Source organism: Halomicrobium sp. HArcht1-1 (assembly GCF_058933285.1).
Window position 1 is genome coordinate 1,845,688 of record NZ_JBZYDL010000001.1, and the last position, 14,642, is coordinate 1,860,329.

Here is a 14,642-nt window from a genome sequence, read left to right on the forward strand (position 1 = left end):
GTCCATCGGACGGGCGCAACGAGAGGAGTGGCGAGGGGACGATGAGGCGCAACACGATCCTGATCGTCCTGTTGATCGCCGCGGTGTTGCTCCCGATGTGGTACGTCTCGCTCCACGGAGAGCCGCCGTCGGAGGAGATCGCGATCGACGAGAGTGTCACCGACATCCGTCCCCTCGACGGCTTCGTCGACACGCCGAACAAGCTCTCGCCCAGTCAGGTCGGCGTGATCGTCTGGGTCGGACTGTTCGGACTGCTGGGGGCGCTGACCGCGGTCCACCGGTTCATGAACGACGCCGTGCGGCCCCCGGACGACGCCGAGGCGGTCGCGGACGGCGGGACGGTGTCGTTACCGTGGCTCGAAACCGACGAGCGCTGGATCGTCGAGTACCACGACGCGACCGACGCCATCGAGGGGCTGGTCGCGATGGGCGGGCTGACCGTCCTCGCGATCGTGTTCGCCGCGCTGTTTACCGGCGAGTACCTGACGCTGGCTCGAACGCAGTACTTCGGCGTCTACGCCGCCGGGATGTTCCTCTCGCTGGCGCTGTCGACGGTCGCCTACTACGCCTGGTTCATGCCACACATCGAAGTCGCAGAACACAGGGGGCACGAATGATGGACTACCCGAAACCAGACGACGACGGAGACGACGAACAGTGTCCGTGTGCTGGGAGCGCGAGCCAGCCGAGCATCTTCACCGACGACCGCGCACAGCTCCAGCGGCGCGACTTCGCGAAGGTCCTCGCGACGACCGGCGGACTGACCGCCGTCGCGAGCCTCGCCGCGCCGCTTGCCGGCCTGACGCAGGTGTTCGAGCGCGGATACAGCGGCCCGATCTACTCAGACGGGATCAACCTCGTCGACGGAGACGGCGAGCGAGTCACCGAGAGCACACTGTCGGCCGGCGAGCAGATGACGGTGTTTCCCGAACCGCGACCGGGGATCGAGGACGCTCCGACGCTGCTGGTACGCTTCTCGGAGGACGACTACGGCGGCGACACGAACATGGCCTTCACCGTCGACGGCTACGCCGCTTACTCGAAAGTCTGTACGCACGCGGGCTGTATGGTCTCGAACCGAGAGGGGAACACGCTCGTCTGCCCGTGTCACTTCGGGAAGTTCGATCCGCTGTCGGGTGCCGCAGTGACCGACGGGCCGCCGGGTCGAGCGCTGCCACAGCTCCCGATCACGATGACCAGCGAGGGGGAGCTCGTCGCGACCGGAGACTTCGAAGGGACCGTCGGTCCCGGAGGTGAATGATGTCCCGAGCGAAGCAGGTCTACGACTGGTTCGACAGCCGACTCGACCTGAAGAACGGCCAGACGTTCCTCGGGAAGGCGTTCCCGGCCGAGGACTCGTTCCTGCTGGGGGAGGTCGCGGTCTTCTGCTTCCTCCTGTTGATCCTGACCGGCGTGTTCCTCGGCTTCTTCTACGAGCCGTCGACCAGCGCCGTCCAGTACGACGGCAGCGTCGCCCAGTTCCAGGGCGAGGAGATGCCCGAAGCGTTCGTCTCGGTGCTACACATCACCTACACCGTCCCGTTCGGGATGTTCATCCGGCGGCTCCACCACTGGGCGGCCCACCTCTTCGTGGCCTCGATCGGGCTCCACATGCTCCGGGTGTTCTTCACCGGGGCCTACCGCAACCCGCGGGAACCGAACTGGGTCGTCGGCACCGGGCTGGCGGTGCTCGCGATGGGGGCGGCCTACACCGGCTACGCGCTGCCGTTCGACGAGTTCGCCGCGACGGCGACGGGGATCGGGTACAATCTCACGGTCTCGGTGCCGTTGATCGGTGACTTCCTCGGGGAGATCATCTTCGGTGGCGAGTTCCCCACGAGCGCGACGATCCCGCGGCTGTACTTCCTGCACGTGCTCGTGATCCCGCTGCTCATCCTGGGTGGACTGGCCCTGCACATGTTCATCCTGATCCGCCAGAAACACACGGAGGCACCTCGCGAAGACGACGTCGAGACCGGCCGCGAGGCGATCGACCGGGAGAACGACGACGTGATCGTCGGGCTCCCGGCGGTCCCCAACCAGGCCGCGGTGTCGGCGGTCGTGTTCTTCCTGACGGCCGCGACGCTGTCGCTGCTGGCCGGCCTGCTGCCGGTCCACAACGTCGCCGAGTACGGCCCCAACGACCCCGCAGCCACGCCGGAGCTCATCATGCCGGACTGGTTCCTGATGTGGGTCTACGGCTTCCTGAAGCTGCTGCCGGGCATCGCCGTCGACCTCGGTCCGATCCACATCAACAGCGAGTTCCTCGGCGGGATCGTGCTGCCCGGTCTCGTCTTCGCGGCGATCCTGGCCTGGCCGTTCGTCGACCGGACGCCGGAGGTTCACTTCACCGCCGACCCGCTCGACCGGCCCTGGCAGACCGCCGTCGGCGTCGCGGCGGTGGCGTTCGTCATGATCGCCTCGATCGCGGGGATGAACAACATCCTCGCGAACCAGGTGCTGGACGTCTCGACCAGCGTCGTCAATCCGATCCTCGCGGCCGCACTGTTGCTCGTGCCGACGCTGTTCGGGATCGTCACGTACCTGCTGTTGCGCGACAGCGATCCCGCGACGCCCCCGGAGTCGGACGGCGAAGACGTTGCGGCCGACGGCGGACCAGGCACGTCCGACGCGGCCGATGGGGGTGGCGACAATGACTGACGTTGCCGCCCTCTCGGAGCGACAGTATCGACTGCTGGACACGGCGAGCAAACTGCTCGGGCTCGGACTCGTCGCGCTGGGCCTCGAAGCCGGTGGCTCGACGCCGACCGGGTTCGCGCTCGCCGCCGTCGGCGCTCTCTGTGCGACGCTTACGGTGTTTCTGACTCATGAGTGAACACGACATCGACGACGACCGGTGGATGGACAGCTCCGGAATTACCCGACGCGACTTCGTCCGCGGCCTCGGAGCCGCCTCGATCGTCGGCGCGACCGGTCTGTCGTTCGCCGACGAGGAGATGGACGGGCTGCAGGCGGTCGACGACCCGATCGGCTCGTACCCCTACCGCGAGTGGGAGGACCTCTACCGCGAGGAGTGGGACTGGGACTCTGTCGCCCGGTCGACCCACAGCGTCAACTGCACCGGCTCCTGTTCGTGGAACGTCTACGTCAAGGACGGGCAGGTCTGGCGCGAGGAACAGGCCGGCGACTACCCCGTCATCGACGCGGACCTCCCAGATCCGAACCCGCGGGGCTGTCAGAAAGGAGCCTGCTACACGGACTACGTCAACGCCGACCAGCGCGTGCTCCACCCGCTGCGCCGCACGGGCGAACGCGGCGAGGGCCAGTGGGAACGCATCTCCTGGGACGAGGCACTGACCGAGATCGCCGACCACGTCATCGACGAGGTGCAGGCGGGCCGGTACGACGCCATCTCCGGATTCACCCCGATCCCGGCGATGAGCCCGGTCTCGTTCGCGTCGGGCAGTCGCCTCGTGAATCTGCTTGGCGGCGTCTCTCACAGCTTCTACGACTGGTACTCCGACCTGCCGCCGGGCCAGCCGATCACCTGGGGGACCCAGACGGACAACGCCGAGTCCGCCGACTGGCACAACGCGGACTACATCATCGCCTGGGGATCGAACATCAACGTCACCCGCATCCCCGACGCCAAGTACTTCCTCGACGCCGGCTACGAGGGGGCGAAACGCGTCGGGATCTTCACCGACTACTCCCAGACCGCGATCCACACCGACGAGTGGCTCGCGCCGGAGGGCGGCACCGACACGGCCCTCGCGCTGGGGATGGCCCAGACGATCGTCGACGAGGAGCTGTACGACGAGGCCCACCTCAAAGAGCAGACCGACATGCCGCTGCTCGTGCGAGAAGACACCGGGAAGTTCCTCCGGGCTGGCGAGGTCGGTCTCGCGGCGGACGCCGACGATCCCGACAAGGTGTTCGTGATGGTCGACGAGGACGGGGAACTCCGCCGCGCACCCGGCTCGCTCGGCGAGCGCGACGGCCAGCACGACCCCGAGGCGAGCATCGAACTCGACTTCGATCCGCAGCTGGGCGTCGAGCGAAGCGTCGAGACCGACGACGGCGAGGTGGCGGTCCGGTCGGTCTGGGAGAACCTGCGTGAGGAACTGTCCCAGTACACGCCCGAGTTCGTCCACGAGGAGACTGGCGTCGGCGAGAACACCTACCAGCGCGTCGCCCGCGAGTTCGCAGACGCCGACGCGGCCAAGATCATCCACGGCAAGGGCGTCAACGACTGGTACCACAACGACCTGGGGAACCGGGCGATCCAGCTGCTCGTGACCCTGACCGGGAACCTCGGCGAACCCGGCACCGGGCTGGATCACTACGTCGGTCAGGAGAAGATCTGGACGTTCCACGGCTGGAAGGCACTCTCCTTCCCGACCGGCAGCGTGCGGGGCGTGCCGACGACGCTGTGGACCTACTTCCACGCCGGCATCCTCGACAACACCGATCCCGACACCGCCGAGAAGATCCGCGAGTCCATCGACGAGGGCTGGATGCCGGTGTACCCAGAGGAGCGCGAGGACGGGTCCCGGCCGGACCCCTCGACGATGTTCGTCTGGCGTGGCAACTACTTCAACCAGGCCAAGGGCAACGTCGCCGTCGAGGAACAGCTCTGGCCGAAACTCGACCTCGTCGTCGACATCAACTTCCGGATGGACTCGACGGCGATGTACGCCGACATCGTCCTGCCGGCGGCGAGCCACTACGAGAAACACGACCTGAACATGACCGACATGCACACGTACGTGCACCCGTTCACGCCCGCGGTCGAGCCGCTGGGCGAGGCCAAGCCAGACTGGGAGATCTTCCGCCTGCTGGCCGAGAAGATTCAGGAACGAGCCCAGGAACGGGGAGTCGAACCGGTCGCGGACCGATCTTTCGACCGCGAGATCGACCTGACGACGATCTACGACGACTACGTGCGCGACTGGGAGACCGACGAGGAGGGGGCACTCGAAGACGGCCGCGCGGCCTCCGAGTTCGTCCTCGAACACAGCGAGGAGTCCAACCCCGCGGACAGCGACGAGCAGATCACGTTCGCCGACACCGTCGAGCAGCCCCAGCGTCTCGAAGCGGCGGGAGACCACTGGACCTCCGACATCGAGGACGGGGAGCCATACGTCCCCTGGCAGGACTACGTCCAGGACAAACAGCCCTGGCCCACCTTCACCGGCCGCCAGCAGTACTACGTCGACCACGACTGGTTCCTCGAACTCGGCGAGGAGCTACCGACCCACAAGGAGGGGCCACAGGACACCGGCGGCGACTACCCCCTCTCCTACAACACGCCCCACAGCCGCTGGTCGATCCACTCGACGTGGCGCGAGAACACGAAGATGCTCCGGCTCCAGCGGGGCGAACCGACGGTCTTCCTCAACCCCGAGGACGCGAGCGAGCGCGGGATCGAGGACGGCGACACCGTCGAGGTGTACAACGACATGGGCAGCGTCGAGGTACAAGCCAAGATCTACCCGTCCAGTGACCCCGGCACGGTCCGACACTTCTTCTCGTGGGAGAAGTTCCAGTACCCGGGCCGAGACAACTTCAACACGCTCGTCCCGATGTACATGAAGCCCACACAGCTGGTCCAGTACCCCGAGGACACCGGAGAGCACCTCTACTTCTTCCCGAACTACTGGGGGCCGACGGGCGTCAACAGCGACGTGAACGTGGACGTTCGCCCGGCGGGAGGTGACAGCCAATGAGTTCGAACACCCAGAACGACGACGGAGACGAGGACACTCGCATCACCGTCGCCGACGGCGTCGACCACCAGGTCGCGATGGTGATGGACCTCAACAAGTGTATCGGCTGCCAGACGTGTACGATCGCCTGCAAGAGCCTCTGGACGGAGGACGGGGGCAGCGAGTACATGTACTGGAACAACGTCGAGACCAAGCCCGGCGAAGGCTACCCGCGAGGCTGGGAGGACTCCGGCGGCGGCTGGCAGTCCGAGGACCACTCCGAGCGCCAGACCGGCGAGATCCCCGACCGCGAGGACTACGGCCGGGCCTGGGAGTTCAACCACGAGGAGATCATGTACGAGGGCAGCGACGAGCCGCTGCGCCCCCGCGACGGCGCGGAGTGGGGGCCCAACTGGGACGAGGACGAGGGGGCCGGCGAGTACCCCAACAGCTACTACTTCTACCTCCCGCGGATCTGCAACCACTGTACCCACCCCTCCTGTGTCGAGGCCTGCCCGCGGTCGGCGCTGTACAAGCGCGAGGAGGACGGCATCGTCCTCGTCGACCAGGATCGCTGTCGGGGCTACCGCTACTGCGTCGAGGGGTGTCCCTACAAGAAGGTGTACTACAACACCGTCTCGAAGAAGTCCGAGAAGTGCATCTTCTGTTACCCCCGCATCGAGGGCGAGGGACCGGACGGCGAGACGTTCGCGCCCGCCTGCGCCGAGGAGTGTCCCCCGCAGCTCCGGCTGGTGGGCTTTCTCGACGACGAAGACGGACCCATCTACAAGCTCGTCGAGGAGTACGAGGTCGCGCTCCCGCTGCATCCGGAGTTCCAGACCCAGCCCAACGTCTACTACATCCCGCCGTTCGCCCCGCCCCAGCACACCGACGAGGGCGAGTCGGTCGACGTGGACCGCATCCCGCGCCAGTACCTGCGAGAGCTGTTCGGCGACCGCGTCGACCAGGCACTGGACACGATCGAACGAGAGCGCCAGCGGGCGAGACAGGGCGCTGACAGCGAACTCATGGAGATCCTTCAGGACAAGAATCCGGCCGAACAGTACCGTCTGGAGGTGTTCGAAGATGACTGACAGAGCGAAGCGACGGCAGTCATCTTCGAGCTCGGGAGAGCTCGCTCTCCCGGTGTTCGAAAGACGAGCGAAGCGAGTCTTTCGGCGGTCGACGATGCGTAGCGAAGTGAGCAATCCTCAGGCTCGGCAGAGCTTCGCTCTGGAGGTGTTCGAAGATGACTGACGGAGCGCAGCGACGTGCCCTCGCCGCGGCGGCGCTCGTGGCGACGCTGGTGGTCGTCTCGACGGTCGCGACGCCGCTGGCGAGCGCGCGGCCGGCCCACGAGATCCCCGTGGTCGAGAGTCCCGACGGTCCACTCGACGGACCCGACGCCGACGGCTGGGCGGCGGTGCCCGCCAGTGACGTGCCCCTGACCAGCGCGCCGTCGAGCGTGCCACACGCCGACGACACCACGATCGAAGCGGTGAACGTACAGGCGGCGACGACCGACGACCGGCTCTACCTCCGTCTGGAGTGGCACGACCGGACCAGAGACGAGAGCGCCAGCGACGTGCGGGCGTTCGCCGACGCCGTCGCCGTGCAGTTCCCGGCCAACCGCAGCGCCCGGCCGCCCATCGCGATGGGCGGGCCAGACAACAGAGTCAACGTCTGGTACTGGTCCGGCGACACCGGCACCCAGGAGCTACTGGCGGGCGGTGCCGGCTCGACGACGCCGTTCGAGGAGCCGGCGATCGACGCGACGGCCACCCACGAGGGGACCGGTGAGAACGCCACCTGGACGGTCGTCTACTCGCGGCCCCTCGACGCGACCAGCGAGAACCGGACCGCGATCAGCGACGACGGCGACCTCGACGTCGCCTTCGCGGTCTGGAACGGCTCCAACGGCGAGCGTGCGGGACAGAAGGCGGTTAGCGAGTGGTACTACTTCCCGATGAGCGGTGGGCCGGGCGGACCGCCCTACCAGACGCTGCTGTGGACGCTGGCCGGGCTCGCGGTCGTCGCGGTGACGGCCGTCACCGCGTTCGGCGTCTACCGAACGGGAGGGGGCCAGAGCTGATGGCGACCACCACCGACTCTCCCGACGATCTCGACGTGGACGCAGCGGCCCGAGCGACGCTGTTCCGGACCCTGGCACACGCCTTCCGGCATCCCGACGAGGCGTTCCACGAGGCCGCCACAGAGGGGACGCTCGACGCCGACATCGAGGCGTGTGTCGCACAGACGACGCTCGACGTGGCGGCCCCCGACTGTACGACCGACGACGACTACGAGACCCTGGCGGCCCGATACAACGACATCTTCGAGCTGGGGTACAGCGAGTACACGGACCGGACCGACGGCTCGCTCGACGCACGGGGACCGCCGGTGCCGCTGTACGAGTCGAAGTACCGGCCGGATCGGTCCTGGAATGACGTGAACCTCGATCTGGCGCGGGCCTACGACTACTACGGGCTCGCCATCGATCAGGACGATCGAGACAACCACGACGCGCTGGCCTACGAGCTGGAGTTCGCGGCGTTTCTCGCCCGCCGCGAGGCCGCCGTCGACGAGAGCGCAGCGGCCGCCCGGCTGGACTTTCACGACCGCCATCTCGGGCACCTCGCGGCCGGCGTCGCCGATCGCCTCGCCGACGAACCCGGAACCGGCGTGTACGGCCGCCTCGGGCAGTTCATGGAGCGAGTCGTCCGCGCGGACCGAAACGACCTGGCGGCACGGCTGGAGGGAGCATGACCGCGAGCGAGATCGAGCGGCCCGCCGTCGCGCGTACGGTCCCGGCCCGTCGGCGAACGGTCGCAATCGTCGCGACCACTGTCGTCGCGCTCGCAGTCGGCGCGCGGTTCGTCTCGGCGATCCTCGTCAACGCACCGGCGGGACCGGCGACGCTCCCACGGGAGCCGATCGCGGGCGCGACCACGGGACTGGCCGCACTCGCGGCGCTGTGGCTCGGCGCGAGCGAAGACGATCCCGTCGCGGGCGTCGGTCTCCTCTTCGTCGGCGTGTTCGGACTGCTCGCGGCCGCCGTCGGCCTCGCCACGCCCGCGGCCGTCGCCGTCGCCACGGGGACCGGCGTCGTCGCGGTCGGCTTCCGCCGTCGACTCACCGTCTGGACGGGCGCTGCGACCGCGTTGCTCGTCGCGGCCGTCGCAGTGGCGCTCGCGGCCGGCTTCGGCTGGCCCGAACTCAGACCGCTCGGTTCGACGCTCGCACTGCTCGGGATCGCCGCGACGCCACTGTACGCTGGCGCTGGCCCGCGGGCGGTCGGGGTCGGCGCGGGCGCGTTCGCCGCCGTGGTGGCCGTCGGCCTCGCGAATCCGTTCGTCGCGGGCGCGACCACCCTCGTCGGCAGCGGCGTCGTGGGCACGTCGCTGGTCGTCGTCGGGCTGGCCGTCGCTGGCGCGGTAGCGGCGGCGAGCACGGCGCTCCGAGAGCGGCGCTTCGCCCTGCTTGCCGGCATCGCGTTGCTCGCCTTCGCTGGCGTGCCGGCGACGCTCTCACGAGCCGTCCCGTTCGCGCTCGGGATCGCGACGCTGCTCTCGCTGGAGGTGGGGCGATGACCGACGACGAGTTCGAGCAACACCGCGAAGCGGAGCCCGACCCCCAGCTCGATCCCGAACGGAGCCCCGGACGCCACGCCGACATCGACGCGCTCGAAGACATCGAAGTGAGCCGCGACGACGTTACCATCGGCGAGGCGACGCCGGCCGAGCTGGCGGCCGCCGACACCGAGCCGGTGGAGGGCGACGATCCCAGCGAACTCCTGGCCGATCTGGAGGCCGACAGCGCGATCGACCGACGGCGGGCCGCGCTCGCGCTGAAAGACCGGGCGACGAGCGAGACGATCGTCGCGGGACTGGCCTACGCCGCGACCAACGACCCGGACGACGACGTGCGCCAGTTCGCCGTCGAGGCGCTGACCGCCCACGGGACCGACGCCGGCTCGGGGACGGAGACCGGCGAAGCGGCCGCAGCGGTCGCGGTGGAACTGCTCGACGATCCCGACCCGTGGGTCCGCTCGGAGGCCGTCGTGGCGCTCGACAACCTCGACCGCGACGCCCACGAGTCCGACCTCGAAGCGGCGGTGTTCGACGACCACCACGCCGTCCGCCGGAACGCGGCCATCTCGCTGTTCAAGCTCCGGGGCGAGGCGATGGCCGACCTGTTGCTCGAACAGAGCCGCGACGACAGCGAGCGCGTCCGCGAGTGGGCCGCACATATGCTCGGCGGCGTCGACGAGGACCGGGCCCGCGACCGCCTGCGGGAGCTGACGGACGATCCCGCGACGGTGGTCCGACAGACGGCCGAACGCGCCCTGGAGGTCGAGCCGAGTCGCTTCCGCCGCCAGTTCGGCGGCGCGCTGGAAAACGACAGTCGCCTGTTGCCCGGCGAGGACCGCCTCAACAGGATGCCGGATCTCTAAGATGACAGATACGAACACAGACACTCTGACCGATCGCGTCGAAGCGGCGTTGCGTGCGGTGCGCGACCCACAGGCCGACCTCTCCGTGTTCGAGGCCGGCTTCGTCGAGAACGTCGTCGTCGACGACGGCGACGTGACCATCGAAACTGACATGACCGCACTGGACGGCGACACGGCGAACCAGGTCGTTCAGGCCATGCTACGCGCCGTCGACGACGTGGCCGGCGTCGGAGGCGTCCACGTCGAGCGGACGACACCCTCCAGCGACGACCGGGCGAGCGTCCGCGAGTTCGACCACGTGATCGCCGTCGCCAGCGCGAAGGGCGGCGTCGGCAAGTCGACGACGGCGACCTACCTCGCCTGTGCGCTGGCGGCCGACGACGACGTGGCGCTGTTCGACGCCGACATCCACGGCCCGAACGTGCCGGAACTGCTCGACGTGAGCGGGCCGGTCCAGTCCAGCGAGGAGGGCGATCCCCTCCCCGTGTCGGTCGGCGGGCTGGACGTGATGAGCGTCGGCCTGATGGAGTCTGGCGCGCCGCTGGCCTGGCGCGGCGCGATGGCCCACGACGCGCTGGACGACCTCTTTACGAACACCGCGTGGCGCAACGACGACGTGCTCGTGATCGACCTCCCGCCGGGGACCGGCGACGTGGTGCTGACGACGCTCCAGGAGGTCCCCGTCGACGGCGTCGTCGTCGTCACCACGCCGTTCCACGCCAGCGTCAGCGACACGAGCCGCACCGTCGAACTGTTCCGGGACAACGACGTGCCCGTCCTCGGGACCGTCGTCAACATGGCCGAGTACGTCTGTGACTGCTGTGGCGAGTCGAACGACCTCTTCCGAGAGGAAGCAGTCGGCGATCTCGATGCGACCGTCCTCGCCGAACTTCCCTTCACCCACGACCTGCAAGGGACGCCGACGCCCGGCGACGTGCCAGCGCCCGTGGCGGACCTCGCCAGCGCGGTCGACGCCGCGATCGACACCGCCGACGAGGTCGACGTACCGGACACCGCCGTCGACATTCGCGGCCTCGCGCCGGACGAACGGAAAGCGCGAGTGCGCGAGCGATTCACCGCGCTCGACGGCGGCGAGCCGTTCGTCCTCGTCAGTGATCGGGACCCGACGCCGGTCGGGAACTTCCTCGGCCGCCTGGCCGACGCTCCACGGGCGGCGTTCGATCCCTTCGAAGTGCGCCGAGCGACCCCCGACGACTGGGTACTGGAGACGATCAGGCCCTCGACAGAGTAGCTGTCGCTCGCGAGAAATCAGTTCGGCGGCAGCGAAACGAAGAGGAGGGCTCAGTCGGCGGTCATCTCGGCGCGGTCGGCGGCGTCGGTGGCCATGGGCGTGGCGAGCTTGTAGGCACCCCAGACGGCCAGCACGAGCAGCGCGGCGATGACGATCCCGGTTCGCAGCGTCGGGTCGAGCAGCGGCGTCGCGATCACGTCACCGGCGTCGTTGGTCAGTGGGGCCGGGCTGTAGGGTTTGCCCGCCAGCAGTTCCAGCACGCCCATGACGACGATACCCAGCACGAACAGGGCACCGCTCAGTCCCAGCGCGATACGGTCGACAATCGTTGTGGTGTCAGTCATTGTGTGTCACCTCGTTAGCCGAGGATGTAGCGTAGTTTCGGGTGGCGTTTGACCAGCTTCGTCTGCTCGACGATGGCGTCGAGTCCGTAGTATCGGCCCGCGCCCAGCACGAGCACGGTCATGAACAACAGCAGCCCCATCAGGTCGCTGTTGACCAGTCCATGGCCGAACTCGGCGTTGCCGATCCAGAACAGGGTCATGAAGGTGACCCCGCCGATGGACGCCAGCCGCGTCAGCAGGCCCGCCATCAGCGCCAGCCCGATCAGCGTCTCGAACAGCGGCACGCCGGGCGCGATCAACCACGCCAGGTTGTTCCCCATCCAGACCGGGATCGGTCCCAGGGCTGTGCCCGTCATCTCCTGCATGTACATCGGTCCGTAGCTGTAGGCCAGCCCGTCCTCGATGAGCTTCGTCACGCCCGCGTGGAAGAACCACCAGCCCGTGATGACCCGCAGCAGGGCCAGCCAGTAGCTCGTCAGCGGCCCGTCTAACTCGAGCTCGAAGTTCGTCGCCAGGGGGTTTGCCGTGTTGGTTGCCATAATCTCTCCCTCACATGTACGAGTTGGCGGTGATACGGGATATAAGAGGACGCGTGTTCCCAGCGGGTGAAAACCGCTCTCAGATTCCGAGAGCGAGTGAGAGCAGTCGGTGTGACTGACGATCTCTCAGTTATGAGGGATATGACACATGTCGAATCTCTCGGTGTACGACCGGTGGACGACGAATCGATTCGAGCGTTCCTGCAGAGTCGTGGCGTCGGCGTCCTCGGGCCGATCGAGCGAGTGCCAGAGAGTGAGCAGGACGGTATCGACGACGACCTGTCCGACGGGTGGCGGCCGGCGGTGTTCGAGGCGGCAGTGTCCGACGGCGGGACCGCCGTGTATCGACTCGACATCGAACGACAGGATGGTTTCGAGCAGAGTGGTCTCTCCCCGGGAGACGCCAACGAGTAGCGACTCCTCGCGGGGTCGCCGTTGTCCGGCGACGCCGGGGCGCGCCGTCGTGTCCAGCCGGAGACCAGTATCGATTGTAATATCTGGATCTCGTGCGAAAACCACGAAGAGTGTGATTAAATCGACTCTATATGATGTTTTCAAAAATTGAGAACGACCCGGTCCTTTGACCTTCGTCGTCGTCGATGTCTCGCACACCTATGCTCTCGACGTTCGTCGGTTGGTACAAGCGCCAGATACGCAGGTCATTGACACTCGTCGGCGTAGACAAGTCTCTGGAACGAAAGATCCTCGCTGCCGTCGCGATTCAGTTCGGTGTCTCGCTGACGCTCGTCGTCGTCTCGCTGTTTCTCTCGGGGATCGCGCAGTTCGCGCTGACGATCGCTCTGTTGCTCGGTGCGGTGCTCGTCTTCGTGAACACGATCTTCATCACGAGAGAGGACATCGTCGACCCTATCACGACGCTGGCGGACCGCGCGGACGCGATCGCCAGCGGGACCGTCGACATCGACGTCCCGGACAGCGACCAGCCCGACGAGATCGGAACGCTCGTGTCCTCGTTCTCACGCGTGCACGGCTACTTCGACACCGTCTCCCGGCAAGCAGACGCCCTCGCTCGTCAGGAGTTCGACGCGGCCGCACTGGACGAAGAAGTGCCCGGACAGATGGGCGAGTCGCTCGATCGCATGGCGGACAATCTGGAGCAGTACACCGACGAGCTCCAGCAGATGACCGACCGGCTCGAACGGCGGTCGGAGAATCTCCAGCAGCTCGTCGAGACGTTCGGAGCGGCGGCCGAGCGAGCAGAGGCCGGAGATCTGACGGCGCGAATCGACGCCGACGAGATCGACGGCGACGAGGCGCTGTTCGACGAGGTCGTCACCAACTACAACGATCTGATCGCGAACCTCGACCAGACGGTCGGTGACGTGACCGACTTCGCCGCGTCGGTCGCGACGGCCAGTGATCGCGTCGACGAGAACATGAACGAGGTCGACAGGGCCAGCGAAGAGATCGCGGCGTCCGTCGACGAGATCTCGACCGGCGCGACCAGACAGACCGAGCGCCACGAGGACGTGGCACGAGAGATGAGCAAGCTCTCGGCGACCGTCGAAGAGATCGCAGCGACGGCAGACGAGGCCGCACAGACGGCGAGAGACGCCGCAGAGCGTGGCGAGAACGGCCGCGAAGACGCGATCGAGGCGCTGGACGAACTCGACGAACTGGAGTCGAAGATCGACCACATCGCGACCGCAGTGGCGGACCTCGGAGAGCAGATCGCCGCGGTCGAGGAGATCGTCGACGTGATCACCGAGATCGCCGAGCAGACGAACATGCTGGCACTGAACGCCTCGATCGAGGCCGCGCGGGCCGACGGCACCGGGGACGGGTTCGCAGTGGTCGCTGACGAGGTGAAGGCCCTGGCCGAGGAAACGCGCGCGTCGGCCGACGAGATCGCCACGCTGGTCGAGTCGGTGAGCGAGGAAGCCGACGAGACGGTCACCGAGGTCAGAGCGATGGACGAACAGGTCGCGAGTTCGACGACGACGATCGCGGCAGCACTCCGAGACTTCGAGGAACTCGTCACCGTCGTCGGCGAAGTCGACGACTCGATGCAGGAGATCTCCGACGCGACCGGCGAGCAGGCGAAGACGACCGAAGAGGTCGCGAAGGTGGTCGACGATCTGACCGCTGTAAGCGAGCAGACCCGCGACGAGGCCGAGCAGGCTTCAGCGGCGGCCCAGCAACAGACCGAGACCGTCGAGACCGTCTCGGAGGACATCGGGACCGTCGCGGACCGCGCCGACGAGTTGCTCGGGATGTTGCGCTCGTTCGAGACGGAGACGACGGCTCAACAGTCCGGCAGCGCACGCTCTCCCGCGGTCCCGGACGGTGGCCGTCCCGAAGCAGCGACGGAGGATCGTTCCGTGACGGAGAACGGCGAGAAGCCCGCGAATCGATAGCCCGGTG

The 14,642-nt window shown here is 67.5% G+C and carries 15 protein-coding genes; 13 read left to right on the forward strand and 2 right to left on the reverse strand.

Annotation, left to right across the window (positions count from 1 at the left end; translation table 11 throughout):
* Positions 1 to 41: 41 nt before the first annotated feature.
* The 11 genes from AC5FRZ_RS09675 to AC5FRZ_RS09725 all read left to right on the forward strand — a co-directional run bounded on the left by AC5FRZ_RS09675 (position 42) and on the right by AC5FRZ_RS09725 (position 11,374).
* Positions 42 to 617 carry a hypothetical protein gene (locus AC5FRZ_RS09675; protein WP_153553610.1) on the forward strand — a complete coding sequence of 192 codons (576 nt, stop codon included), beginning with the start codon at positions 42 to 44 and terminating at the stop codon, positions 615 to 617.
* Positions 614 to 1,261, forward strand: a complete 648-nt coding sequence (locus AC5FRZ_RS09680) for a QcrA and Rieske domain-containing protein (protein ID WP_153553611.1) — start codon at positions 614 to 616, stop codon at positions 1,259 to 1,261. Before AC5FRZ_RS09675 ends, AC5FRZ_RS09680 begins: the two co-directional genes overlap by 4 nt.
* Positions 1,261 to 2,661 (forward strand): cytochrome b, encoded by a 1,401-nt coding sequence (locus AC5FRZ_RS09685; protein WP_493564472.1) that lies wholly within the window; start codon positions 1,261 to 1,263, stop codon positions 2,659 to 2,661. The genes AC5FRZ_RS09680 and AC5FRZ_RS09685 overlap by 1 nt, the downstream gene beginning before the upstream one ends.
* Entirely contained in the window at positions 2,654 to 2,836 is a 183-nt protein-coding gene (locus AC5FRZ_RS09690) for a DUF8120 family protein (RefSeq protein ID WP_493564473.1), read from the forward strand. The genes AC5FRZ_RS09685 and AC5FRZ_RS09690 overlap by 8 nt, the downstream gene beginning before the upstream one ends.
* Positions 2,829 to 5,690: a nitrate reductase subunit alpha gene (narG, locus tag AC5FRZ_RS09695; protein WP_493564474.1), complete on the forward strand. Its 2,862-nt coding sequence runs from the start codon at positions 2,829 to 2,831 to the stop codon at positions 5,688 to 5,690. Before AC5FRZ_RS09690 ends, narG begins: the two co-directional genes overlap by 8 nt.
* Positions 5,687 to 6,763 (forward strand): nitrate reductase subunit beta, encoded by a 1,077-nt coding sequence (gene narH / locus AC5FRZ_RS09700; protein WP_170094506.1) that lies wholly within the window; start codon positions 5,687 to 5,689, stop codon positions 6,761 to 6,763. The genes narG and narH overlap by 4 nt, the downstream gene beginning before the upstream one ends.
* A 155-nt stretch (positions 6,764 to 6,918) precedes the next feature.
* Positions 6,919 to 7,761 (forward strand): ethylbenzene dehydrogenase-related protein, encoded by an 843-nt coding sequence (locus AC5FRZ_RS09705; protein WP_493564475.1) that lies wholly within the window; start codon positions 6,919 to 6,921, stop codon positions 7,759 to 7,761.
* Entirely contained in the window at positions 7,761 to 8,435 is a 675-nt protein-coding gene (locus AC5FRZ_RS09710; RefSeq protein WP_372480777.1) for a molecular chaperone TorD family protein, read from the forward strand. The genes AC5FRZ_RS09705 and AC5FRZ_RS09710 overlap by 1 nt, the downstream gene beginning before the upstream one ends.
* A complete protein-coding gene (locus AC5FRZ_RS09715) occupies positions 8,432 to 9,259 on the forward strand; it encodes a DUF8068 family protein (protein ID WP_493564476.1) in 828 nt (275 codons plus the stop codon). Before AC5FRZ_RS09710 ends, AC5FRZ_RS09715 begins: the two co-directional genes overlap by 4 nt.
* The gene (locus AC5FRZ_RS09720) at positions 9,256 to 10,122 is read left to right on the forward strand and encodes a HEAT repeat domain-containing protein (protein WP_493564477.1); all 867 of its coding nucleotides are present in this window, start codon (positions 9,256 to 9,258) and stop codon (positions 10,120 to 10,122) included. Before AC5FRZ_RS09715 ends, AC5FRZ_RS09720 begins: the two co-directional genes overlap by 4 nt.
* A gap of 1 nt (position 10,123) precedes the next feature.
* Positions 10,124 to 11,374 carry a P-loop NTPase gene (locus tag AC5FRZ_RS09725; protein ID WP_493564478.1) on the forward strand — a complete coding sequence of 417 codons (1,251 nt, stop codon included), beginning with the start codon at positions 10,124 to 10,126 and terminating at the stop codon, positions 11,372 to 11,374.
* A 50-nt stretch (positions 11,375 to 11,424) separates the two neighbouring features.
* Here AC5FRZ_RS09725 and AC5FRZ_RS09730 read toward each other — a convergent pair whose 3' ends face one another.
* Entirely contained in the window at positions 11,425 to 11,718 is a 294-nt protein-coding gene (locus AC5FRZ_RS09730; protein ID WP_493564479.1) for a hypothetical protein, read from the reverse strand.
* A gap of 14 nt (positions 11,719 to 11,732) precedes the next feature.
* Complete coding sequence (locus AC5FRZ_RS09735) at positions 11,733 to 12,257, reverse strand: DoxX family protein (protein ID WP_493564480.1); 525 nt, start codon at positions 12,255 to 12,257, stop codon at positions 11,733 to 11,735.
* Positions 12,258 to 12,368: 111 nt separating this feature from the next.
* Here AC5FRZ_RS09735 and AC5FRZ_RS09740 point away from each other — a divergent pair, with 111 nt between their 5' ends.
* Together AC5FRZ_RS09740 and AC5FRZ_RS09745 are read left to right on the forward strand one after the other, a co-directional pair.
* A complete protein-coding gene (locus AC5FRZ_RS09740; RefSeq protein ID WP_493564481.1) occupies positions 12,369 to 12,671 on the forward strand; it encodes a hypothetical protein in 303 nt (100 codons plus the stop codon).
* A 200-nt stretch (positions 12,672 to 12,871) separates the two neighbouring features.
* Complete coding sequence (locus AC5FRZ_RS09745; RefSeq protein ID WP_493565082.1) at positions 12,872 to 14,635, forward strand: methyl-accepting chemotaxis protein; 1,764 nt, start codon at positions 12,872 to 12,874, stop codon at positions 14,633 to 14,635.
* The last annotated feature ends 7 nt before the right edge of the window (positions 14,636 to 14,642 follow it).

Excerpts from the sequence above, each read along its gene's own strand:
- AC5FRZ_RS09705 (WP_493564475.1), top strand. The coding sequence starts at position 6,919 with ATGACTGACGGAGCGCAGCGACGTGCCCTCGCCGCGGCGGCGCTCGTG.
- AC5FRZ_RS09680 (WP_153553611.1), top strand. The coding sequence starts at position 614 with ATGATGGACTACCCGAAACCAGACGACGACGGAGACGACGAACAGTGT.
- AC5FRZ_RS09730 (WP_493564479.1), bottom strand. The coding sequence starts at position 11,718 with ATGACTGACACCACAACGATTGTCGACCGTATCGCGCTGGGACTGAGC.
- narG (WP_493564474.1), top strand. The coding sequence starts at position 2,829 with ATGAGTGAACACGACATCGACGACGACCGGTGGATGGACAGCTCCGGA.
- AC5FRZ_RS09715 (WP_493564476.1), top strand. The coding sequence starts at position 8,432 with ATGACCGCGAGCGAGATCGAGCGGCCCGCCGTCGCGCGTACGGTCCCG.
- AC5FRZ_RS09675 (WP_153553610.1), top strand. The coding sequence starts at position 42 with ATGAGGCGCAACACGATCCTGATCGTCCTGTTGATCGCCGCGGTGTTG.
- AC5FRZ_RS09720 (WP_493564477.1), top strand. The coding sequence starts at position 9,256 with ATGACCGACGACGAGTTCGAGCAACACCGCGAAGCGGAGCCCGACCCC.
- AC5FRZ_RS09710 (WP_372480777.1), top strand. The coding sequence starts at position 7,761 with ATGGCGACCACCACCGACTCTCCCGACGATCTCGACGTGGACGCAGCG.
- narH (WP_170094506.1), top strand. The coding sequence starts at position 5,687 with ATGAGTTCGAACACCCAGAACGACGACGGAGACGAGGACACTCGCATC.
- AC5FRZ_RS09725 (WP_493564478.1), top strand. The coding sequence starts at position 10,124 with ATGACAGATACGAACACAGACACTCTGACCGATCGCGTCGAAGCGGCG.
- AC5FRZ_RS09735 (WP_493564480.1), bottom strand. The coding sequence starts at position 12,257 with ATGGCAACCAACACGGCAAACCCCCTGGCGACGAACTTCGAGCTCGAG.
- AC5FRZ_RS09685 (WP_493564472.1), top strand. The coding sequence starts at position 1,261 with ATGTCCCGAGCGAAGCAGGTCTACGACTGGTTCGACAGCCGACTCGAC.
- AC5FRZ_RS09745 (WP_493565082.1), top strand. The coding sequence starts at position 12,872 with ATGCTCTCGACGTTCGTCGGTTGGTACAAGCGCCAGATACGCAGGTCA.
- AC5FRZ_RS09690 (WP_493564473.1), top strand. The coding sequence starts at position 2,654 with ATGACTGACGTTGCCGCCCTCTCGGAGCGACAGTATCGACTGCTGGAC.